The 22131-nt window shown below is 74.2% G+C and carries 18 protein-coding genes; 13 read left to right on the top strand and 5 right to left on the bottom strand.

From position 1 onward, the window contains the following. Nucleotides 1–74 precede the first annotated feature (74 nt). The 3 genes from POF43_RS32335 (at nucleotide 75) to POF43_RS32345 (ending at nucleotide 4031) form a co-directional block, all read left to right on the top strand. The gene (locus tag POF43_RS32335; RefSeq protein WP_271315956.1) at nucleotides 75–896 is read left to right on the top strand and encodes a purine-nucleoside phosphorylase; all 822 of its coding nucleotides are present in this window, start codon (nucleotides 75–77) and stop codon (nucleotides 894–896) included. Between the two features lie 90 nt (nucleotides 897–986). Then, a complete protein-coding gene (locus tag POF43_RS32340; RefSeq protein WP_271324258.1) occupies nucleotides 987–2714 on the top strand; it encodes a phospho-sugar mutase in 1728 nt (575 codons plus the stop codon). A 57-nt stretch (nucleotides 2715–2771) separates the two neighbouring features. Beyond that, on the top strand, nucleotides 2772–4031 hold the full coding sequence (locus POF43_RS32345; RefSeq protein WP_271324259.1) for an MFS transporter: 1260 nt from the start codon (nucleotides 2772–2774) through the stop codon (nucleotides 4029–4031). A gap of 243 nt (nucleotides 4032–4274) precedes the next feature. Here POF43_RS32345 and POF43_RS32350 read toward each other — a convergent pair whose 3' ends face one another. Beyond that, nucleotides 4275–8102 (bottom strand): ABC transporter ATP-binding protein, encoded by a 3828-nt coding sequence (locus tag POF43_RS32350; RefSeq protein ID WP_308217787.1) that lies wholly within the window; start codon nucleotides 8100–8102, stop codon nucleotides 4275–4277. Between the two features lie 476 nt (nucleotides 8103–8578). Between POF43_RS32350 and POF43_RS32355 the strand changes: the two genes are divergently transcribed. The 4 genes from POF43_RS32355 to POF43_RS32370 all read left to right on the top strand — a co-directional run bounded on the left by POF43_RS32355 (nucleotide 8579) and on the right by POF43_RS32370 (nucleotide 12957). Continuing rightward, complete coding sequence (locus tag POF43_RS32355; RefSeq protein ID WP_271316989.1) at nucleotides 8579–9232, top strand: PH domain-containing protein; 654 nt, start codon at nucleotides 8579–8581, stop codon at nucleotides 9230–9232. A gap of 201 nt (nucleotides 9233–9433) precedes the next feature. Then, nucleotides 9434–10462 carry a deoxyribose-phosphate aldolase gene (gene deoC, locus POF43_RS32360; protein ID WP_271324891.1) on the top strand — a complete coding sequence of 343 codons (1029 nt, stop codon included), beginning with the start codon at nucleotides 9434–9436 and terminating at the stop codon, nucleotides 10460–10462. A 7-nt stretch (nucleotides 10463–10469) separates the two neighbouring features. Further along, complete coding sequence (locus POF43_RS32365; RefSeq protein WP_372516181.1) at nucleotides 10470–11918, top strand: aldehyde dehydrogenase family protein; 1449 nt, start codon at nucleotides 10470–10472, stop codon at nucleotides 11916–11918. Next, entirely contained in the window at nucleotides 11908–12957 is a 1050-nt protein-coding gene (locus POF43_RS32370) for an aldehyde dehydrogenase family protein (protein ID WP_271324889.1), read from the top strand. Before POF43_RS32365 ends, POF43_RS32370 begins: the two co-directional genes overlap by 11 nt. A gap of 117 nt (nucleotides 12958–13074) precedes the next feature. On the opposite strand, the gene POF43_RS32375 is transcribed toward POF43_RS32370, so the two are convergent. After that, nucleotides 13075–13455 (bottom strand): hypothetical protein, encoded by a 381-nt coding sequence (locus tag POF43_RS32375; protein WP_271316987.1) that lies wholly within the window; start codon nucleotides 13453–13455, stop codon nucleotides 13075–13077. A gap of 130 nt (nucleotides 13456–13585) precedes the next feature. Here POF43_RS32375 and POF43_RS32380 point away from each other — a divergent pair, with 130 nt between their 5' ends. Further along, nucleotides 13586–14227 carry a uridine kinase family protein gene (locus POF43_RS32380; protein ID WP_271324888.1) on the top strand — a complete coding sequence of 214 codons (642 nt, stop codon included), beginning with the start codon at nucleotides 13586–13588 and terminating at the stop codon, nucleotides 14225–14227. Nucleotides 14228–14736: 509 nt separating this feature from the next. On the opposite strand, the gene POF43_RS32385 is transcribed toward POF43_RS32380, so the two are convergent. Further along, nucleotides 14737–15504, bottom strand: coding sequence for a SigE family RNA polymerase sigma factor (locus POF43_RS32385; protein ID WP_271324469.1), 768 nt, complete (start codon nucleotides 15502–15504; stop codon nucleotides 14737–14739). A 153-nt stretch (nucleotides 15505–15657) separates the two neighbouring features. Here POF43_RS32385 and POF43_RS32390 point away from each other — a divergent pair, with 153 nt between their 5' ends. From POF43_RS32390 to POF43_RS32405, 4 genes are all read left to right on the top strand, one after another. Beyond that, nucleotides 15658–16335 carry a response regulator gene (locus POF43_RS32390; RefSeq protein ID WP_271317379.1) on the top strand — a complete coding sequence of 226 codons (678 nt, stop codon included), beginning with the start codon at nucleotides 15658–15660 and terminating at the stop codon, nucleotides 16333–16335. Further along, the gene (locus tag POF43_RS32395) at nucleotides 16332–17948 is read left to right on the top strand and encodes an ATP-binding protein (RefSeq protein ID WP_271324468.1); all 1617 of its coding nucleotides are present in this window, start codon (nucleotides 16332–16334) and stop codon (nucleotides 17946–17948) included. The genes POF43_RS32390 and POF43_RS32395 overlap by 4 nt, the downstream gene beginning before the upstream one ends. After that, a complete protein-coding gene (locus POF43_RS32400) occupies nucleotides 17945–18541 on the top strand; it encodes a hypothetical protein (protein ID WP_271324467.1) in 597 nt (198 codons plus the stop codon). Before POF43_RS32395 ends, POF43_RS32400 begins: the two co-directional genes overlap by 4 nt. A 177-nt stretch (nucleotides 18542–18718) precedes the next feature. Next, complete coding sequence (locus POF43_RS32405) at nucleotides 18719–19201, top strand: VanZ family protein (protein ID WP_271324466.1); 483 nt, start codon at nucleotides 18719–18721, stop codon at nucleotides 19199–19201. Between the two features lie 82 nt (nucleotides 19202–19283). Here POF43_RS32405 and POF43_RS32410 read toward each other — a convergent pair whose 3' ends face one another. Then, nucleotides 19284–19598 (bottom strand): hypothetical protein, encoded by a 315-nt coding sequence (locus POF43_RS32410; RefSeq protein WP_271324465.1) that lies wholly within the window; start codon nucleotides 19596–19598, stop codon nucleotides 19284–19286. Between the two features lie 281 nt (nucleotides 19599–19879). Beyond that, nucleotides 19880–21253, bottom strand: a complete 1374-nt coding sequence (locus POF43_RS32415; RefSeq protein WP_271324464.1) for an adenosine deaminase — start codon at nucleotides 21251–21253, stop codon at nucleotides 19880–19882. A gap of 121 nt (nucleotides 21254–21374) precedes the next feature. Here POF43_RS32415 and POF43_RS32420 point away from each other — a divergent pair, with 121 nt between their 5' ends. Further along, nucleotides 21375–22124 carry a dienelactone hydrolase family protein gene (locus POF43_RS32420; protein ID WP_271324463.1) on the top strand — a complete coding sequence of 250 codons (750 nt, stop codon included), beginning with the start codon at nucleotides 21375–21377 and terminating at the stop codon, nucleotides 22122–22124. Nucleotides 22125–22131: the final 7 nt, after the last annotated feature.

Raw genomic sequence — 22131 nt, forward strand, 5'->3', positions numbered from 1 at the left:
GGAAGTACCCCCCCCCCCCGCAACCGTCGGAGACGGGGGGCTTCTACGCGCGTAGGCAATCCTCCGTTACCCTCATCCGCGTGACCGCTTCCGTATCCGTACCCCCGAGCCCCTACGCCGCCGCAGACGTGGCCGCCCAACGCCTGCGCGAGCTGACCGGCGCGGAGAGTCATGACGTCGCGCTGGTGATGGGCTCCGGGTGGGTTCCGGCGGCCGACGCGCTCGGCGTGCCCGACAGCGAGTTCTCCGTGACGGACCTGCCGGGCTTCCCGCCGCCGGCGGTCGCGGGACACGCGGGCAAGATCCGTTCCGTCACGATCGGCGGCAAGCGCGCGCTGGTCTTCCTGGGCCGCAACCACCTGTACGAGGGCCACGGCGTGGCGACCGTCGTGCACGGGGTGCGGACCGCTGTGGCGGCCGGATGCAGGACGATCGTGCTGACGAACGGCTGCGGTGGTCTGCGTCCGACGTTCCGGCCGGGCGAGGCCGTGCTGATCAGCGACCACATCAACATGACGGCGACGTCGCCGATCGAGGGCGCGAACTTCGTCGACCTGACCGCCCTGTACTCGCCGCGGCTGCGGGAGCTGTGCCGGCAGGTGGACCCGGAGCTGACCGAGGGCGTGTACGTGCAGCTGCCCGGCCCGCACTACGAGACGCCGGCCGAGATCGGCATGGTCCGGGCGATCGGCGGGGACCTGGTGGGCATGTCCACGACGCTGGAGGCGATCGCGGCCCGGGAGGCGGGCGCGGAGGTGCTCGGCATCTCGCTGGTGACCAACCTGGCCGCCGGTATGACCGGTGAGCCGCTGAACCACGCCGAGGTCCTGGAGGCCGGCCGCGAGTCGGCCAGCCGGATGGGCGCTCTGCTGGCCCGCGTGCTCGACCGCATCTGACCCGACCCCCGGCCCCGCTGCGCGCGGGGCCCGCTCCTCGCAGGCCCGTTCGCCGTCCCGCTCACCGACTCGCCCCCACAGGAGTTAGCCATGGAACTCGACGAGACGCTGTCCCGGGCGCGGGCCTGGCTCGCGGAGGATCCCGATCCGCAGACCCGCGAGGAGCTGGCCGCGCTGCTCGACGCGGCGCAGCCGGACCCGCAGGCCGCGCGGGACCCCCGGAACCCGCAAGCCCCGCAGGGCGACGTCGCGCAGGCGCGGGCCGACCTGGTGGAGCGGTTCTGCGGGACGCTCCAGTTCGGCACCGCCGGCCTGCGCGGCGAGCTGGGCGCCGGGCCGATGCGGATGAACCGGGCCGTCGTCATCCGGGCGGCGGCGGGCCTGGCGGCGTACCTGGACGCGCAGGGCGCGGGCGGCGGGCTGGTCGTCGTCGGGTACGACGCCCGGTACAAGTCGTACGACTTCGCGGTGGACACGGCGGCCGTGATGACCGGGGCCGGTCTGCGCGCCGCGGTGCTGCCGTCGGCGCTGCCGACGCCGGTGCTGGCGTTCGCGATCCGCCACCTGGGCGCGGTCGCCGGTGTCATGGTGACCGCCAGCCACAACCCGGCGACGGACAACGGGTACAAGGTCTACCTGGGCGACGGTTCCCAGATCGTGCCGCCGGCCGACGCGCTGATCGCCGAACGGATCGAGGCGGTGCGGGCGCTGGCCGACGTGCCGCGGCCGGAGTCCGGCTGGCGGACGCTGGGCGACGACGTGCTGGACGCCTACCTGAACCGGGCGGCGTCCGTGGTGGAGGAGGCCGGGCCGCGCGACCTGTCGGTGGTGTACACCCCGATGCACGGGGTGGGCCGCGACACGCTGCTGGACGCGTTCGAACGGGCCGGGTTCCCGGCGCCGTCGGTGGTGCCGGCCCAGGGCGCGCCGGACCCGGACTTCCCCACGGTGGCCTTCCCCAACCCGGAGGAGCCGGGGGCGATGGACCTGGCGTTCGACTGCGCGCGGGCGGCGGGGCCGGACATCGTCATCGCCAACGACCCGGACGCGGACCGCTGCGCGGTGGCGGTGCCGGACCCGGCGGCGGCCGGCGGCTGGCGGATGCTGCGCGGCGACGAGGTGGGCGCGCTGCTGGCGGCGCACCTGGTGGGCCGGGGCCGGCGCGGCACGCTGGCGACGTCGATCGTCTCCTCCTCGCTGCTGTCGCGGATCGCGGCGGGGGCCGGGCTGGCCTACGAGGAGACGCTGACCGGCTTCAAGTGGATCGCCCGGGTGCCCGGTCTGGCGTTCGGGTTCGAGGAGGCGCTGGGGTACTGCGTCGACCCGGACGGGGTGCGGGACAAGGACGGCGTGACGGCGGCGCTGATGATCGCGGAGCTGGCGGCCGGGCTGAAGGCGCAGGGCCGGTCGCTGCCGGACCTGCTGGAGGAGCTGGCGGCGGCTCACGGGCTGCACGCCACCGACCAGTTGTCGGTGCGGGTGGCCGACCTGTCGCTGATCGGCGCGGTGATGGCGCGGCTGCGCGAGAGTCCGCCGACCGTGCTGGCGGGCCTGAAGGTCGCGTCGGCGGAGGATCTGTCGCGGGGCGCGGGCGGGCTGCCGCCGACCGACGGCCTGCGCTACCACCTCACCGGTGAGGGCGCGGTCAGCGGTGCGCGGGTCATCGTGCGGCCCAGCGGCACCGAGCCGAAGATCAAGTGCTACCTCGAAGTGGTCGTCCCGGTGGCCGGGTCGACGACGGCGCGGCAGGCCCGGGCGGCGGCGGACGAGGTGCTGCACGCCTTGAAGCGGGACCTGTCGCAGGCCGCCGGGCTGTAACGGCGCGGGGCGGAAAACCGCAGGCGGGGCGGGGCGCGCTCGCGTAGGGTCCGGCGCGTGCCCCCGCCCCTCGACGCGTCGTCATCGCTGCTGCGGGACCGGCGCTTCGTGCTGCTGGTGTCCGCGAGAACCGTCTCCGTGCTGGGCAGCGCCTTCGCCCGCGTCGCGCTGGCGTTCGCGGTGCTGGCGCTGCCGGGGGCGTCGGCCGGGCGGCTGTCGCTGGTGCAGTGCTGCCTGGCGCTGCCGCAGGTGACGTTCGTCCTGGGCGGCGGGGTGGTCGCGGACCGGATGTCGCGGTCGCGGCTGATGGTGGTCTCCGACCTGCTGGGCGGCCCGGCCTACGCGGGTCTGGCGGTCATGGTGCTGACCCGGCACGCGCCGCTGCCGGCGATGTGCCTGCTGACGGCGGTGGCGGGCACCGGCACGGCGCTGTTCTGGCCGGCGATGGCCAGCGTCGTGCCGCTGCTGGTGCGGGCCGACCGCCTCCAACGGGCCAACGCGACGCTGCGGATCTTCCAGAACGGCGCGACGCTGTTGGGCCTGTCGCTGTCCGGCCTGGTGGTCGCGCTGCTGGGGCCGGGCTGGGCGCTGGCGATCAACGCGGCCTCGTACCTGGCCAGCGCGCTGCTGGTGCGCGGGCTGCGGGTGACCGCCCGGCCGCGGGCCGCCTCGTCGGGCCGGGCCGATCTGCGCGACGGCTGGCGGGAGTTCGCCCGCCGGCAGTGGCTGTGGGTGGTGGTCGCGCAGTTCGCATTCCTGGTGGCCGCGATGTCGGCGGTCAACGGGGTGCTGGGTCCGCTGGCGGCGCAACGGGGCCTGGGCGGCGCCCGGGGCTGGTCCTACGTCGTGGGCGCGCAGGCGCTGGGCACGCTGGTGGGCGCCGGGGTGGCGCTGCGGCTGCGGGTGCGGCGGCCGATCCTGGTGGCGGTGGTGGCGATGTTCCCGGTCGCGCTGCCGATGGCACTGCTGGCGGTGCGGGCGCCGGTGTGGTGGGTGTGCGGGGCGAACTTCGGCGTCGGGGTGGCGACCGACGTCTTCGGGGCGCTGTGGGCGGCGACGATGCAGCGGGAGATCCCGGACGAGGTGCTGGGCCGGGTCAGCGCGTACGACGTGTTCGGCCCGCTGGCGTTCGCCCCGCTGGGCACGCTGGTGGCCGGTCCGGCCGCGGTGGCCTTCGGCCTGTACCGCACGCTGGCGGGCTGCGCGGTGCTGACGGTACTGGCCACCGTCGCGGCGCTGCTCTCCCGCGACGTGCGCACCCTGCGCGCCCCCGACCCCGGCCGGCACCGGGACCCCGCGGAGTCCCTCCCGGCCTGACGCGCTCGGCCCAGCGGTCACCGGCCCACCGGTCACCGGTCCGCCGGTCTCCGGGCCGCCGGTCCGCCGCTCCCCCGAGTCGCCGGTTGCCGGTTGCCGTGCACCGGCCCCCGTTCGCCGTTCGCCGTTCGCCGTTCGCCGTTCGCCGTTCGCCGTTCGCCGTTCGCCGATGCGGGCTCCCCGGCCGGACCTCCCCCCGCCCGCGGTGGCCGGCGCGACCGCGGGCGGGGGCCGGCCGGTCGGTCAGCCGCCGGTGCCGAGCTGTTCGAACGCCTGCCACATCGCGGCGTAGCCGGCGCCGGCCGCGAGCAGTTCCTCGTGGGTACCGATCTCGGCGATGGTGCCGTGGTCGAGGACGGCGATGCGGTCGGCCGCCCTGGCGGTCTGGAGGCGGTGGGCGATGATGACCGTGGTGCGCCGGCGCGACAGGTTGCGCATGGCGGCGGTGACGAGGGCCTCGGTGGCGAGGTCGAGGTTGGACGTGGCCTCGTCGAGCAGCAGCACGGCCGGGTCGACCAGTTCGGCGCGGGCCAGCGCGATCAGCTGCCGCTGCCCGGAGGACAGCGACTTGCCGCGTTCGGCGATCGGGGTGCGGTAGCCGGCCGGCAGCGAGGCGATGAAGTCGTGTGCCCCGACCGCCCGGGCCGCCGCCTCGACCCGGTGGTCCGGTGCCTGCGGCCGCCCGTAGGCGATGTTGTCGCGGACCGTGCCGCTGAACAGGAACGCCTCCTGCGGTACGTAGCCGAGTTGGGTGCGGAAGCCGTTCAGCTCCAGCGAGCGCAGGTCGTGGCCGTCGAAGCGGACCAGGCCGCCGTCGGGGTCGTAGAAGCGCGCGAGCAGCTTCATCATGGTCGACTTGCCGGCGCCGGTCTCCCCCACGAGCGCCAGGGTCTCCCCGGCGGCCAGCCGCAGGTCGATGTCGCGCAGCGCCTCCGGCGGCTTGGCGGGCAGCACCTCGGCCGCGTAGGACAGCCGCGCGTCGGCCGGGCCCCTGACCTGCCGCTGCGGGCGTTCCGGCGGCGCGGGGTAGGAGAAGCGCACGCCGGTCATGGTGATCGCGCCGGTCAGCCGGCCGGGCCGCACGGCGTCGGGGACGTCGGGGGTCAGCGTCTCCAGCGCCATCAGCTCGGCGATCCGGTTGACCGAGATCCGGGTCTGCTGCCAGGAGTCGAAGACCTGCGACAGCTGCTGGATGGGCGAGAAGAACATGTCGATGTACAGCAGGAACGCGATCAGCGTGCCCGTGGTCAGGTGCCCGGAGGCGACCAGGCCGGCGCCGACGCCGAGCACGATCGCGTCGGCGATGGCGGACAGGAACTGCACGAACGGGAAGTAGACGGCCACCAGCCGCTGCGCGGCCACCCGGGACCGCAGGTAGTGCCGTCCCAGCTGGTGGAAGTGCTCGACGGTGGCCGGCTCGTGCGTGAACGCCTGCGCCTCGCGCACCCCCGACAGGCTCTCCTGGAAGTCGGCGTTGACCACCGCGATCCGGTCCCGGGACTGGTCGTAGAGCACGGTGGCGCGCCGCCGGAACAGCACGGTGGCGACGGCGAGCGGGACGGCGACGGTCAGGGTCGCCAGGCCGAGGTCGAAGTTGATCAGCACCAGGGCCAGGCCCACCCCGACGAAGGTGACGAACGACACCAGGGCCGACAGCAGCCCGTTCTCGACCAGCGATTCGAACTGGTCGACGTCGGTGGTCATCCGGGTCATGATCCGGCCGGCCATCTCGCGTTCGTAGTAGTCCAGCGACAGCCGCTGCAACTGCGCCCAGATCCTGATCCGCAGCGACAGCATGACGCGTTCGGCCGCCCGGCCGGTCACGAACGTCGCGCCGACCTGGTCGGCCAGGTCGGCCAGGGTGACGGCGAGCAGCAGCCCGGAGGCGGCGAACAGCGCGGCGGTCGAGCCCTGCGTCACGCCGCTGTCGACGCCGGTCTTGACCAGGTAGGGGCCGGCCAGTCCGGCCAGCGCGTCGAGGACGACGAGGACGAGCCCGGTCAGCAGCGGACGGCGGAACGCGCCCAGCAGCCCGAGCAGCGTGAAACGCCGGTCGTGGCGTGCCTCGCGTTCGAAGTCCACCGCGGCGACGTCCCGTACCGGGGGCAGCGCGGCGACCTGGGCGAGGAGTTCGGGGGTGGCGGCCAGGCTGCGCCGCCGGCCGCCGCCACCTCCCAGGCCCGACCCGAGGCTGGGGGCGCCGGCGGCGGGCCCGGCGGCCGGGGTGAGGCGGCCGGGGGCCGCGGCCGGGGCCGGGGAGCGCCAGGCCGCGTCGGTCACCGCGGTCACGTCGCCGGCCACCGCGGCCAGCGCCTCGACCCGGTCGCCGGCCGCGTCGCGCGCCTCGTCCTCCAGCCCGGACAGCAGGGACCGGTAGACGGCGCTGCGCCCGGTGAGTTCGCTGTGGGTGCCCTGTTCCAGGACGCGCCCGTCCTCCACGACGACGATCCGGTCCGCCAGGTGCAGCGTGGACAGGCGGTGCGCGATCAGCAGCGTCGTGCGGTCGGCGAGGATGCCGCGCAGGGCGTCGTGGATGGCCTGCTCGGTGCGGGCGTCGACCGCGCTGGTGGCGTCGTCCAGGACGAGTACGGCCGGGTCGGCCAGGATCGCCCGCGCCAGGGCGATGCGCTGGCGCTGCCCGCCGGACAGCGTGAGCCCGCGTTCGCCGACGGGGGTGTCGTAGCCGCGGGGCAGGCCGGTGATGAAGTCGTGCGCCGCTGCGGCCCGCGCCGCCGCCGTTATCTCCTCCTCGCCGGCGCCGGGGCGGCCGTAGGCGATGTTGGCCCGGACGGTGTCGGAGAACAGGAAGCTGTCCTCGAAGGCCACGCCGATCCGGCGGCGCAGCGACCGCAGGGTGACCGAGCGCAGGTCGTGGCCGTCGATGGTGACGCTGCCGCGGTCGGGGTCGCGCAGGCGGGAGACGAGGGCGGCCACGGTGGACTTGCCGCTGCCGCTGGAACCGACCAGCGCCACGCGTTCGCCGGCGCCGACGCGCAGGTCGAACCCGCGCAGGACCGGGTTGGACCCGTCGTAGGCGAAGTGGACGTCGCGGAAGACGATCTCGCCGCGCGGGTCCGGCAGTTCGATCGCGTCCGGCGCGTCGGTGATCGCCGGCTCCAGGTCCAGCAGCTGGAAGATCCGCTCCACGCCGGCCCTGGCCTGCTGGGCGACGGTGAGGATGTTGGCGAGCTGGCGGGCCGGCGCGGTGAACTGCGCCACGTAGGTGGAGAAGGCCAGGAAGGTGCCCAGGCTGATGTGGTGGTGCAGGGCCAGCCAGCCGCCCAGGGCGAGGATCGCGACCTGGGCGAAGGCCGGGATCGCCTCCAGCAGCGGCTGGTAGCGCGACTGGAGGCGCACTCCGCGCATCCGCGACCCGTACAGGGTCTGGGCGGCGCCGACGATCCGGTGCGCCTCGCGCTCCTCCTGGCCGAACGCCTTGACGACGCGCACGCCGTTGACGTCCTCGTCGACGATCTGCGCGAGTTCGCCCTCGCGCTGCTGGGCGTCCCAGGTGGCCGGGAAGATCCGGCGCCGCATCCGGTACGCCACGGCGAACAGCCCCGGCAGCACCACGACGCTCACCACCGCCAGCGGCGGCGAGAGGTAGATCATCACGCCCAGCGACAGCACCATCAGGATCACGTTGCCGCTCAGCAGCGGCAGGAAGTTCAGCAGGGCCTGCACGAGCGCGGAGTCGGAGTTGGCCCGCGCCACGAGCTGGCCGGTCGACATCCGGTCGAGGCTTTGCAGGTCCATCGTCTGGAGGTGGTCGTGCATGGCGTTGCGCAGGTCGTACTGCACGGCGAGCCCGACCCGCCCGCCGCGGTAGCGCCGCAGGTACGCCAGCGCGAACGTCACGACGGCCGCCGCGATCAGCAGCGTCAGCCACGGCCACAGCGGCGAGGTGTGGGCGACGATCACCTGGTCGATGATCTGGCGGGCGATCAGCGGGACGGCGGTCTGCCCGACGCTGCCCAGGACCGCCGCGCCGAGCGCGAGGAGGACGTCCCGGCGGTGCCGCATCAGGTAGCCGCCGAGCCGCCGGGTCCAGCCGGTTCGCGGATCGCTCACCGGCGCACACCGCCCCGGTGCCGTCCGCAGTCCGCGCCGCGCGGGGCGCCGGGGCACGGCACCGGTCCGTGCCCGCCGGGGCCGGCCACGGCGTGGCCCGCGACCTCACCGGCCCGCGTCCGCCCGCCGCCGCGGGCCGGGTCCTTCGTCGCCGTCGCCGTTCTCATGCTGACCTCCGGTAGGAATGCGCCGTCACGTGCCGTCTCCGTATGTCATACGAACCTGTGCCGCCTCCCAGTCATACGGTGTCGTGCGCCCCTCGCGGGGGGTGTCGGGGGAACCGGGCGGGCGGAACGCCGGCGGCCCGGCCCGCGGCGACGGTACGCGGGGGCCGCGGCGCGGGGCGGGGCCGGGGGCGGTCCGGGGCGCGGGCGTACCCGGGACGTACCGCCGTCCCGGCGGGGCGCCGCATTGATGCGATACCGAAACCTCGGGTCGGCGGAGGCCGCCGGGGCCGGTCATGCAGAATCGGAAGTATGACGAGCCCGACCCCGAGTCCCCAGCCTCCCGAGCAATCCGCGTACGCCGACCGGGCCTTCCGGTCCCCGATGGGCGTCTTCGGCGGCGTGCTGCTGCTGATCTTCGGGGTGTGGCTGGTCACCGACGCGGCACTGCACGGGCCCGGGCGCACGCCGTGGGTCGCGCTGTCGGGGATGCTGCTGGCCGCGCCGCTGGTGATCGCGTTCACCGTACGGCCGGTGGTGTACGTCAGCGACAAGCGCATGCTGGTCCGCAACCCGTTCCGCACGGTGACGATCCCGCTGGCGCGGGTGGAGTCGGTGGAGGCGAAGTACTCCACGGAGGTCTTCGCGGGCGGCAAGAAGTACCAGCTGTGGGCGGTGCCGGTCTCGATGCGGGCCCGCAAGCGCGCCGACCGCCGCAGCACCCGCACGATGGTGCCGGACGGCCCGCCCGGACTCTTCGGCCGCACCCGCGTACGCCACGTGACCCCCGCCGCGGAACCGGTGCTCGCCTCCTCCGACCAGGCCGTTATCGCGCTGCGCGACCTCGTCGAACTGCACTCCGCCGCCCCGCAGGCCCAGGGCGAGATCACCCAGCGCTGGGCCTGGCCGGTCTACGTCCCCGCCGCGCTCGGCCTGATCGCGCTCATCGTGGTGAACACGGTCTGACCCCGCCGGACGGCTCCGCCGGGCACGGCGGGGTGAGGGTTGGCCGGTCGACGGTGGGGTGCGGGCGGCTGGTCGACGGTGGGGTGTGCGGGTGCGGCCGGTCGGCGAACGCGGTGCGGCCGGTGGGCGTTCACCCGACAAACAGAGAAACCCCCCGGGGTGACATGTCGCTACGCGCGTAGATATGCTCGGGTGGTGACCATGTCCCCACTGTCCCCTCTCACCGCCCCCTCCGGCCTGCCGACGGTGCCCGCGCATGGGCCGGACGCCGCGGCCCGGCTGGCCACGCTGGCGGACGTGACCGCCTCGGACGCCGCGCTGCGCCGCTTCCTGCACGGGTTGCCCGGCGTGGACGCGGTCGGCCTGGAGGCCCGGGCCGCGATGCTCGGCACCCGTTCGATCAAGACGACGGCGAAGGCGTTCGCCATCGACCTGGCGATCTCGATGATCGACCTGACGACGCTGGAGGGTGCCGACACCCCCGGCAAGGTGCGGTCGCTGTGCGCCAAGGGCGTCAGCCCCGACCCGACCGACCGCAGTGCGCCGAAGGTCGCCGCGATCTGCGTGTACCCCGACATGGCGCGGATCGCCAAGGACGCGCTGGGCGACTCCGGCATCCACGTCGCGTCGGTGGCCACCGCCTTCCCGGCCGGCCGGGCGGCGCGGTCGGTGAAACTGGCGGACGTCGCCGACGCGGTGGCGGCCGGCGCCGACGAGATCGACATGGTCATCGACCGCGGCGCGTTCCTGTCCGGCCGGTACATGGAGGTCTTCGAGGAGATCAGGGCGGTCAAGCAGGCGTGCGCGCGGCCGGACGGCGGCGCGGCGCACCTGAAGGTGATCTTCGAGAACGGCGAGCTGTCCACGTACGACAACATCCGCCGTTGCTCGTGGCTGACGATGCTGGCCGGCGCGGACTTCATCAAGACCTCGACCGGCAAGGTCGCCGTCAACGCCACACCCGCCAACACCCTGCTGATGCTGGAGGCGGTCCGCGACTTCCGCGACACCACCGGCGTGCAGGTGGGCGTCAAGCCGGCCGGCGGCATCCGCACCTCCAGGGACGCGATCAAGTACCTGGTGATGGTGAACGAGACGGTCGGCGACGACTGGCTCAGCCCGGACTGGTTCCGCTTCGGCGCGTCCAGCCTGCTGAACGACCTGCTGATGCAGCGGCAGAAACTGAGCACCGGCCGGTACTCCGGTCCCGACTACGTGACGGTGGACTGAGACCCTCATGGACAAGATGTCATCGGTATTCGAGTACGCGCCGGCGCCCGAGTCGCGGGCGGTGGTGGACCTGGCGCCGTCCTACGGGCTGTTCGTGGACGGCGAGTTCCGCGAGGCCGCGGACGGGCGGGTCTTCAAGTCGCTGTCGCCGTCCAGCGAGGAGGTGCTCGCCGAGGTCGCGCAGGCCGGCGCGGCCGACGTGGACGCGGCGGTGCGGGCCGCCCGCACGGCGTTCACCGGCTGGTCGGCGCTGCCGGGCACCGAGCGTGCCAAGTACCTGTTCCGGATCGCCCGGATCATCCAGGAGCGCAGCCGCGAGCTGGCGGTGCTGGAGTCGCTGGACAACGGCAAGCCGATCCGCGAGTCGCGTGACGTGGACCTGCCGCTGGTGGCCGCGCACTTCTTCTACTACGCCGGCTGGGCCGACAAGCTCCAGCATGCGGGGTTCGGCGCGGACCCGCGCCCGCTGGGCGTCGCCGCGCAGGTCATCCCGTGGAACTTCCCGCTGCTGATGCTGGCGTGGAAGGTCGCGCCGGCGCTGGCCTGCGGCAACACCGTGGTGCTCAAGCCGGCCGAGACCACGCCGCTGTCGGCGCTGTTCTTCGCCGACATCTGCCGCCAGGCCGGACTGCCGAAGGGGGTCGTCAACATCCTCACCGGTGACGGCGAAACCGGCGCCGCGCTGGTCGGGCACGACGGCGTCGACAAGGTCGCGTTCACCGGCTCGACGGAGGTCGGCAAGGCGATCGCCCGCACGGTGGCCGGCACCCGCAAGAAGGTCACCCTGGAGCTGGGCGGCAAGGCGGCCAACATCGTCTTCGACGACGCGCCGGTCGACCAGGCCGTCGAGGGCATCGTCAACGGCATCTTCTTCAACCAGGGCCACGTGTGCTGCGCCGGTTCGCGGCTGCTGGTCCAGGAGTCGGTGCGCGACGAGGTGCTCGACGCCCTCAAGCGCCGGATGTCCACCCTGCGGGTCGGCGATCCGCTGGACAAGAACACCGACATCGGCGCGATCAACTCCGCCGAGCAGCTGGCCCGGATCACCGAACTGACCGCGGCCGGCGAGGCGGAGGGCGCGGAGCGCTGGGCCCCGGCGTGCGAACTGCCGTCGGCCGGCTACTGGTTCGCGCCGACGCTGTTCACCGGCGTCACCCAGGCGCACCGCATCGCCCGCGAGGAGATCTTCGGCCCGGTGCTGTCGGTGCTGACCTTCCGCACCCCGGCCGAGGCGGTGGAGAAGGCCAACAACACCCCCTACGGGCTGTCGGCCGGCATCTGGACCGAGAAGGGCTCGCGCATCCTGTGGATGGCCGACCGGCTGCGGGCCGGCGTGGTGTGGGCCAACACGTTCAACAAGTTCGACCCGACCTCGCCGTTCGGCGGCTACAAGGAGTCCGGTTACGGCCGCGAGGGCGGACGGCACGGTCTGGAGGCGTATCTCGATGTCGTCTGAGCGACAGTCCAAGAACTCGTCGGAGTCCAAGAGCTCCTCGCAGTCCGGGAAGACGTCGGATTCCAGGAAGATCTCAGGAGCCAAGAGCTCCTCGGAGTCCGGGAAGACCACGGGGTCCAAGAGCGCGCCGGGCTCCAAGGGCGCCCCGGAGTCCGGGAAGAAGTCCGCCGGGCCGGCGGTCGCCGAGCGGTTGTCCGTCTTCAAGACCTACAAGCTGTTCGTCGGGGGGAAGTTCCCCCGGTCCGAGAGCGGGCGGGTGTACGAGGTGTCCGACTCCCAGGGCGCGTGGCTGGCCAACGCCCCGCTCGCCTCCCGCAAGGACGCCCGCGACGCGGTGAGCGCGGCACGCAAGGCCTTCGGCGGCTGGGCCGGGGCGACCGCGTACAACCGGGGCCAGATCCTCTACCGGATCGCGGAGATGCTGGAGGGCCGGCGCGAGCAGTTCGTGCGCGAGGTGGCCGGCGGCGAGGGCCTGTCGCCGGCCGGGGCGGCGGCCGCGGTGGACGCGGCGATCGACCGCTGGGTCTGGTACGCGGGCTGGACCGACAAGATCGCGCAGGTCGCCGGGGGTTCCAACCCGGTGGCCGGACCGTTCTTCAACCTCTCCTCCCCCGAACCGACCGGCGTCGTCGCGGTGCTGGCGCCGCAGGACTCCTCGTTCCTCGGCCTCGTCTCGGTGCTGGCGCCGGTGATCGCCACCGGCAACGCCGCCGTGCTGGTGACCTCGCACCGCGCGCCGCTGCCCGCCCTGTCGCTCGGAGAGGTACTGGCCACCTCGGACCTGCCCGGCGGCGTGGTCAACCTGCTGTCCGGCACGGCGGCGGAGATCGGCCCGCACCTGGCCGCACACAGCGATGTCAACGCGATCGACCTGACCGGCGCGGACGGCGACCTGGCCCGGGAGCTGGAGATCGCGGCGGCGGACAACCTCAAGCGGGTCCTGCGACCGCGCGCCGAGGACTGGACCGCCGACCCGGGCACCGGGCGCCTGCTGGCGTTCCTGGAGACGAAGACGGTCTGGCACCCGATCGGGGTCTGACGAAGACGATCCGGTACCCGATCAGGGTCCGACCAGGGCGTCAACGGGCCCGGAAGCACCGCTTCCGGGCCCGTTGACGTTGCCACGGCCGGCCGGGGGCCGGGGGATTCGGAGCGGTCAGCCGGGGATCAGGGCGGTCAGCGGGCCGATCAGCGGCAGTTGGGACAGCGAGTCGCCGTCGGTGATCGGCTGGGTGAGCGTCCGGGTGCCGATCGGCTTGAAGTCGGCGATCTGGGTGCCCACCCCGTTGGTCAGCAGGTCGACCGGGGTGCCCGCCAGCGGGTCGAGCCGGAGGTGCTTGACCGGGCCGATGCTCTCGGCCAGCCCGCTGACCGCACCGGTCAGCGCCCCGCCGGCGCCGGGGAGTTGGGCCGCCTGCGAGGCCCCCGCCCCGACGGACAGGGCCGCGCCGGCCGCCGACAGGACGAGTGCGGCGCGCAGCAGCGCCCGGCTGGCGGGCTTGGGGGCCGCGTGGGCGGCGGGGGTGCGGAACGACATGGCGACCTACCTGATCAGCCCGGCAATGCGGGCATTGCGGACACAACACAGGGCGGCACACAGCGTAGTGGAGCGATCACCGTCGGTCCACCAGCGCTTCCGCGCGCCGGATACGTCAGACTGGTTTCCCGTGACCCTCGATGACGACACCGCCTCCGCGCCCACCGTCGCCCGCGTCATCCTGCTCGCCGGGCCGTCCGGCTCCGGGAAGACCTCACTCGCCCGCCGCACCGGCCTGCCGGTGCTCAACCTCGACGACTTCTACAAGTGCGCCGGCGATCCCACGCTGCCCGCCCTGCCGCACGGCGGCGGCACCGACTGGGACTCGCCGCTGTCCTGGGACGCCGACGCCGCGCTCGCCGCCATCGGCTCGCTGGCCCGCACCGGCCGCACCCAGGTGCCGGTGTACGACATCGCCACCTCCGGCGTCGTCGGCTCGACCGCGTTCGAACTCGGCGGCGCCGCCGTCTTCGTGGCCGAGGGCATCTTCGCCGCCGAGATCGTCACCCGCTGCCGGGCGGGCGGCCTGCTCGCCGACGCGGTCTGCCTGCGCGGGCGGCCGTCGGTCACCGCGTGGCGCCGGCTGCGGCGCGATCTGCGCGAGGGCCGCAAGTCCTGGCCGTTCCTGGTGCGCCGCGGCTGGCGGCTGATGCGCGCCGAACGCGGCATCGTCACCCGGCAGACCGCGCTGGGCGCCACCCCGTGCGCCCACCCGGCCGCCCTGGACCGCATCCGCGCGTGCCACACACCGGTCGTACCGGTCGGCGGATAGGCGGAGGGCAGGGATCGCCGCGGCGGGCCGGATCGACGTAGCAGGCTGGATCGCTGCGGCGGACGGAATCGGCGCGGCGGACGGATCGACGTGGCGGGCCGGATCGACGCGGCGGTGAGTGGGCCGAGCGCGCCGGGCCGCACGCCATCCGCCACCCGCCACGAACGCCGACGGGGGCGCGGTCATGACGACCGCGCCCCCGCCCACCACCCCCCGGTGGTTCCGGCCGGCTCCCCCGAGCCGTTTCCCCCCGGGTCCCCGATCCCCCTCGGTTCCCCGTCTTTCCCCCGGGCCCCCTGATCCCCATCAGGGTTGCCCGTCCCCCCGCTTCCCGGGTCTCCCCGGGCCCCGTGCCCCCGGGTTTCCCCGGGGTCCCCCGTCTCCCGGTCGCCCGGGATCTCCCCCACGGGACCGCGTCCCCCTCGGATCGCGGCCCCGGGTCCTGTGGCCCCCGTTGTTCCCTGCTGGTCCCGGTCGGCCTGCGGTGCTCTCCGCCGGGCACGCCGGTCTCAGGCGACCAGTTCGCCGAAGGCCTCGTCCTCGTCGCGGCCCTGGGAGAGGGCCTGGTCCTCGCGCAGGCGGCGCAGCGAGCGCCAGATGCTGCTCTTGACCGTGCCGATGCTGATGCCGAGGATGTCGGCTATCTCCGGGTCGGTACGGCCTTCGTAGTACCGCAGGACCAGCATGGTGCGCTGGGTCTCCGGCAGCTTGGCGAGCGCCTGCCACAGCACCGCGCGCAGTTCGGTGCCGCTCATCGCGTCGCCGTCGCCGGGCGTCTCGGGCAGTTCCTCGGTCGGGTACTCGTTGAGCTTGCGCCGCCGCCAGGCGCTGATGTGCAGGTTGGTCATCGTGCGGCGCAGGTACCCGCCGACGGCCGCCTTGTCGCTGATCCGGTCCCAGGCGCGGTAGGTGGAGAACAGCGCGGTCTGGAGCAGGTCCTCGGCCTCGTGGCGGTCGCCGGTGAGGTGGTAGGCGGTGGCGTACAGCGAGGCGCGGCGCTCGGTGACGTAGGCGGTGAAGTCCGCCTCGTTGCCGCCGGCGCGGGTCGTGGCGCGGGCCGCGGTGACGGCGGCGGTCCCGACGGCACCGCCCTCGATCGGCGTCAGCCGTCCCGCGGTGCGGTGCCGCTGCTGGACGGTGGCGACGGTGTTGCGTCCGGTGCCGCGTGCGCACCCCCGCCCACTGGCGGCACCGGACAGTCCCTCGTTCCACCCGGCGGCGGTACGCGGCCTGGGCCGGCTCGCCGTGGCGGAGGCCGTGGTGTGCGTAGTGCTCATCGTTGACCCCCGTGGGTGGACCAGCTTCTGACGTTTTCCGGCGGTGGTGTACCGCCGTGACAGAAAGACTGTCGGATCAGTTTCATGGGGGTGTCCGGCGAGTGTCACAGCACCGTCACAGCGCCACCGGCCGTCGTAGGCCACAATGCTCCAGTGCCCTTCCTGTTGCTCATCGAGGACGACGACGCGATCCGTACCGGCCTCGAACTCGCGCTCACCCGGCAGGGCCACCGCGTGGTGGCCGCTGCGTCCGGCGAGGAGGGTCTGGAGCGGCTGCGCGAGCAGCGCCCGGACCTGATCGTGCTGGACGTCATGCTGCCGGGGATCGACGGGTTCGAGGTGTGCCGGCGCATCCGGCGGACCGACCAGTTGCCGATCATCCTGCTGACCGCGCGCAGCGACGACATCGACATCGTCGTCGGCCTGGAGTCCGGTGCCGACGACTACGTGATCAAGCCGATCCAGCCACGGGTGCTGGACGCCCGGATCCGGGCGGTGCTGCGGCGCGGTGAGCGCGACAGCAGTGACGCGGTGGCGTTCGGCGCCATCGTGATCGACCGGTCGGCGATGACGGTGACCAAGGACGGGCAGGACCTCCAGCTGACGCCGACCGAGCTGCGGCTGCTGCTGGAGCTGAGCCGCCGGCCCGGCCAGGCGCTGTCGCGCCAGCAGTTGCTGCGCCTGGTGTGGGAGCACGACTACCTGGGCGACTCGCGCCTGGTCGACGCGTGCGTGCAGCGGCTGCGGGCCAAGGTGGAGGACGTGCCGTCCGCGCCGAAGCTGATCCGCACGGTCCGCGGCGTCGGCTACCGGCTGGACGCCCCGGCGTGACCATACGCAACGCGAACGGCTGGGCCGGCCGGCTGCGGTTCGGCAGCCTGCGGCTGCGGCTGGTGGCGGTCTTCGCGGCGGTGGCGCTGACCGCGGCGCTGTCGGTTTCGGGGATCGCGTACTGGCTGAACCGGGACGCGGTGCTGACCCGGGCGCAGAACTCCTCGCTGGACGACTTCCGCGCCTCGATGTCGCGCAACGCCGGCACGCTGCCGGCCACCCCGCCCTGCGACGAACTGCGGCAGGCGGCGGCCCGGATGGCGCAGGGCACCCAGGAGTACGCGGTGCTGCTGGTCTCCGGCTCCTGCCAGGCGGTGCCCGACCCGGCGGCGTTCTCGCTCACGCTGGTGCCGAAGACGCTGCGGGACGCGGTGGGCCGGGCCCGGCCGCTGACCGACGGCAACAAGGACACGTACCACCTGTACTGGCAGCGCACCACGGTCGGCGGCCGGCCGTACCTGGTCGGCGGGGCGCGGCTGGCCGGCGGCGGGCCGACCGGCTACATGTTCAAGTCGCTGGCGGCGGAACGCTCCGACCTGTCGTCGCTGGCCTGGTCGCTGGGGATCGCCACCCTGCTGGCGCTGATCGGCGCGGCGCTGCTGGCGCAGGCGGCGGCGTCCACCGTGCTGCGGCCGGTGCGGCGGCTGGGCGACGCGGCCCGGCGGCTGGGCGAGGGCCATCTCGACACCCGGCTGCGGGTGACCGGCACCGACGAACTCGCCGAGCTGTCCGGCACGTTCAACAGCGCGGCGGAGGCGTTGCAGCGCCGGGTGGAGGAGCTGAGCGCGCGGGAGGCGGCGTCACGGCGGTTCGTCGCCGACATGTCGCACGAGCTGCGCACCCCGCTGACCGCCATCACCGCGGTGACGGAGGTCCTGGAGGACGAGGCGGACTCCCTCGACCCGATGATGGCACCGGCGGTCCGGCTGGTGGTCACCGAGACCCGGCGGCTGGGCGACCTGGTGGAGAACCTCATGGAGGTCACCCGGTTCGACGCCGGCACCGCCCGGCTGCGCGCCGACGAGGTCGACGTGTCCGACATGGTGACCGCCTGCATGGACGCGCGCGCCTGGCTGGACTCCGTCGACCTCGACGCGCCGCGCGGCATCCTGGTGCGGCTGGACCCGCGGCGGCTGGACGTCGTCATGGCCAACCTGATCGGCAACGCCCTCAAGCACGGCGGCGCCCCGGTGCGGGTGACCGTGCGCACCGCGCCGGTGTCGGACCGGGTGCGGGAGGCGGCCGGTGCGGACGGCACCGGGCGGGAGCTGGTCATCCGGGTCGCGGACAACGGTCCCGGCATCCCGGAGGACGTCCTGCCGCACGTCTTCGACCGGTTCTACAAGGCCGACGCCTCCCGGGCCCGGTCCGAGGGCAGCGGCCTGGGCCTATCGATCGCCACGGAGAACGCCCGCATCCACCACGGCTTCATCACCGCCGCCAACCGGCCGGGCGGCGGCGCGGAGTTCACCCTGCGGCTGCCGATCCCGCCGGACCCGGATGCCGCGCCGGACGAGGCCGACCCCGACGACCCGGCCGGCCCCGCAGGCCCGGCGGGCCCGGCCGGCGGCACGGTGCCCGGCGGCGGCGCGACCGACGGAGGGCGGGCATGAGGCGTCGCACCCGGCTGCTGGCCGGCGGATCGGCGGTGCTGGCGCTGGGCGCCGCGCTGTCCGGCTGCGGTATCCGGGCCACCGCGGTGCCGGTCGACGCCGGCGCCGCGCCCACCCGCGGCACCTGCGTGCTGCCGGCGGCCGCGCCGGCCCGCGCCGGGACGCACCGGCTCAACGTGCAGGTCTACCTGGTGTGCGGCGGGCGGCTCTTCCCGGTGAGCCGGACGCTGCCGCGGATGGGGAAGGGGCTGCGGCTGGCGCAGGTGCTGCTGGCCGAGCTGGAACAGCCCCCGGACGCGGCGGAGGAGAAGGGCGGCTTCGCCTCCGAGATGCCCGGCGGCCTGATGGTGCTGCCCGCGGACGGCAGCGACCCGGCGTCGACCTGGCGGCTGAGCGAACCGCCCGACTCCCTGCCGGCGTACGCGGTCGGGCAGCTGGTGTGCACGTTCGCCGGCGCCCTGTCGGGCGGCACCGGGCACCCGGTGCTGCTGGGCGGCCTCGACCCGAAGATCGCACCGCGCAGTTACACCTGTGACGAAGCGCTGCGCACCAACCCCGACGCCGGCCCGACAGCCGGCACCCCGGTGGGCTGACCGGTGCGCGGGCGGAGCGAGGGGCGGGCCGGACGGCGCTGGAACCGCCGCCGTGCGGAACGCGTCCTTCCCCACGTGCAGCCAGACGTGCTCCCCGCCGGCCGGTCGGCCGTCGCGGGCCGGGGTGAATGGCCCCAGCGGATTCTCCAGTGGTCGCGCCCGGGGGGTGCGGTGCTGATGCTGCTGCACCTGACGGCCGTCTACTGGTTCGCGCAACACTCGATGTCGGGCCCGTGGGTGGCAGCGGGCAGCATGACCCCGTTGCACACCATCCGCGCCTACCTGGCGCTCGGCGCGCGCGGTGCGACCGAACACCTGGGCGGCGAGCTGCTGCTGCTGGCGCCGCTCGGCGTCCTGCTGCCGGTGGTCGGCGGCCGGGTGGACGCCTCGCCGCTGGGGTCGTTCGCCCGGACCGCGTTCGGCGGGCTGATGCTGGCGTTCGCCGCCGAGGTGGTACGTGACGGAGTGGCCGGCCAGGTCTTCGACACCGACGCGGTGCTGCTGAACGCCGCCGGGGTGGTGCTGGCGCACCTGGCGATCGTCCCGGCCGGCCGCGCGGCGCTGCGCCGCCACGGCATCGGCCAGCTCTCCCGCAAGGCCTACGCGGCCGCCCACGCCACCGCGCCGCCGGTCATGGCGCCGGTGGAGCTGGTGCCGTAGCCGGGCCGCTCCCGTGCCGTGCGACGCCGACGGGCCGGCCCCCGGAAAGGGGCCGGCCCGTCGGCGTCGTGCGGGGTGGCGGTCAGCCGCCCAGCGGGAGGCCGCTGCCGCCGAGGGAGCCGAGCGGCAGGCCGCCGAGGAGGCCGGCGTTCTTGCCGCCGCTCAAGGCGGCGGGCACGTTGTGCAGCGCGCCCTGGAGCGCGCCGGTGGCCTGCGCGGCGCCGGGAACCAGGCCGGTGACCTGCGTCAGCGGCAGCTGGGTGGTCAGCGAGTCGAGGGCGGAGGCGGGGGCGTTCGCGGGCAGGGCCGGGGCGGCGCTCGCGGTGCCGGCCGCGGCGGCGGCGAAGGCGACACCGAGTGCGGCGGCACCGAGGGTCTTCAGGGTTCCGCTCTTCATCGAAATACATCCTCGAAACGTGGCTGGGGTGGCCCGGGACCGGGTTGCGCGGCGTCGGGCGCGGCGGTCAACTCCGGTCGCGGATGGCGGTCGCCGGTCGGCGGCCGCCGCCTGGGGGCGGGCATGCCGATCACTCCGGGTGGCGAAGCGATCACGTTCGGCAGACGCTAGCCACGTGCCGGTCGCGGCGCAAACACGCCGCCGGGGCCGCGCGTCCGTCGCGTGACCCCGGCCGTCCGATCTCGTTGACGGCGGTCCGCCCGACCGCCGCCGCACCCCTGTTATCCGGCGGAAGGGCTGGCCACAGCGGGTCGGCCGGTCGCCGGGCGGAACAGCCACTCCGCCTTCAGTTCGGCGTATCCCGGCTTGATGACGTCGTTGATCATCGCCAGACGTTCATCGAAAGGGATGAATGCTGACTTCATCGAGTTGACGGTGATCCACTCCATGTCGTCGAGCGTGTAGCCGAAGGCGTCGACCAGGTGGCCGAATTCGCTGCTCATGTCGGTGCCGCTCATCAGACGGTTGTCCGTGTTGAGCGTGACGCGGAAGTGCAGCCGGCGCAGCAGGCCGATCGGGTGCTCGCGGTACGAGGCGGCCGCGCCCGTCTGGAGGTTGGAGGTCGGGCACAGCTCCAGCGGCACCCGCTTGTCACGCACGTACGCCGCCAGCCGCCCGAGCGTCACCGTGCCGTCCTCGGCCACCTCGATGTCGTCGATCAGCCGCACGCCGTGCCCGAGGCGGTCGGCGCCGCACCACTGCAACGCCTGCCAGATCGACGGCAGTCCGAACGCCTCGCCGGCGTGGATGGTGAAGTGGTTGTTCTCCCGCTTGAGGTACTCGAACGCGTCGAGGTGCCGGGTGGGCGGGAAGCCGGCCTCGGCGCCGGCGATGTCGAAGCCGACGACGCCCAGGTCCCGGTAGCGGTTGGCCAGTTCGGCGATCTCCAGCGACCGGGCGGCGTGCCGCATCGCGGTGAGCAGCGCGCCGACCCGGATCCGGAAACCGGCCTCGGCGGCCCGGCGTTCGCCGTCCCTGAAGCCCTCGTTGACCGCTTCGACGACCTCCTCCAGGGTCAGGCCGTCCTCCAGGTGCTGCTCCGGCGCGTAGCGGATCTCGGCGTACACCACGCCGTCGGCGGCCAGGTCCCGCGCGCACTCCGACGCGACGCGCACGAGGGCGTCGCGGGTCTGCATGACCGCGCAGGTGTGGGCGAACGTCTCCAGGTAGCGCGGCAGCGACCCGGAGTCCGCCGCCTCGCGGAACCAGACGCCGAGCTTGGCCGGATCGGTCTCCGGCAGGCCGTCGTAGCCGTTCTCGCGGGCCAGTTCGACGATGGTGGCCGGCCGCAGCCCGCCGTCCAGGTGGTCGTGCAGCAGCACCTTCGGCGCCCGCTTGATCCGGTCCGGCGTGGCCACGGCCCGCGAGGACCCGGCGCCACCGGTGGCCGCCCCGCGCGCCGACGCGCCGGGGCCGGGTTGCGTGGCCTGCGACGACGCGCCGCGAGCGGTGGCCCCGGCGGCGGCGGGCCCGGAAGCGCCGGAATCCTGTGCGGCGGCGGTCCGCGCGGCGACAGCGGTGTCCGCGACCTGCGCGGCCGGGTGTTCGTGCTGGTGGGGACTGTTCTCGTTACCGTGTTCGTTCTCGTTCTGCATTGGCAGACTCTAACGCCTACGCGCGTAGATCACCGGTTGTGAAGTGCCTGTGGTGATCCCATACCGAAGATTGACCAACACGTCCGGTGGAGTTGGCTGATCCTTCTGCCAAGGTTTTGCCATGGCTTCGCAAGCTTTACCTGTGCGTGGGGCGCGGTTGGGCCGCGCGTTCGGCACCGGCCCGGCCTCCGGGGCGCGGGCGGTGGTGCTCGTGCTGCCCGAGGGCCGGCCGGCGGGCGACCGCGCGGGCGCCTCGCGCGCGGCGAACGCAGCCGCGCGCCGGCTGAGCCGCGCACTCCAGCACGCCGGCCAGGAGGCGGGCCTCGTCACGCACGTCGTGCACTACGGCAACCGCGGCTGGAACGGCCACCACGCCCACCCGGCCCGGGACGCCGAATGGGCCGCCGACGAGGCCCTGCGGCGCTACGGTGACGTCCCGTTGTGCCTGGTCGGCATCGGGATCGGCGGCCGTGCCGCGCTGTGGGCCGGCGGGCACGACGCGGTGGCCTCCGTCATCGCGCTCGCCCCCTGGCTGCCGATCGGCCGCGAGCCGGACCCGGTCCGCCACCTCATCGACCGCCACGTCCTGATCGCCCACGGCACCGCCGACGCCGTGCACGACCCCGACCTGTCCTTCCGCTTCGCCGAACGCGCCAAGAAGATCAACCCCGACGTCTGCCGCTTCGAGGTCCACGCCGACGGCCACAACCTCCGCCACCACGGCTCCGAGGTCCGCGCCCTGACCGCCCACTTCGCCCTCGCCACCCTCCTGCCGCCCCACCGCTTCAGCCGCCCGGTCACCGACGCGCTGGCCGCACCGCCCCCACTGGGCCTGCGCATGCCGCTCGCCTCCGGCTACGGGAAGGGGTGAGGCGGGG

Origin of the sequence: Streptantibioticus silvisoli, assembly GCF_027947535.2 — a bacterium.
GTDB lineage: Bacteria > Actinomycetota > Actinomycetes > Streptomycetales > Streptomycetaceae > Streptantibioticus_C > Streptantibioticus_C silvisoli.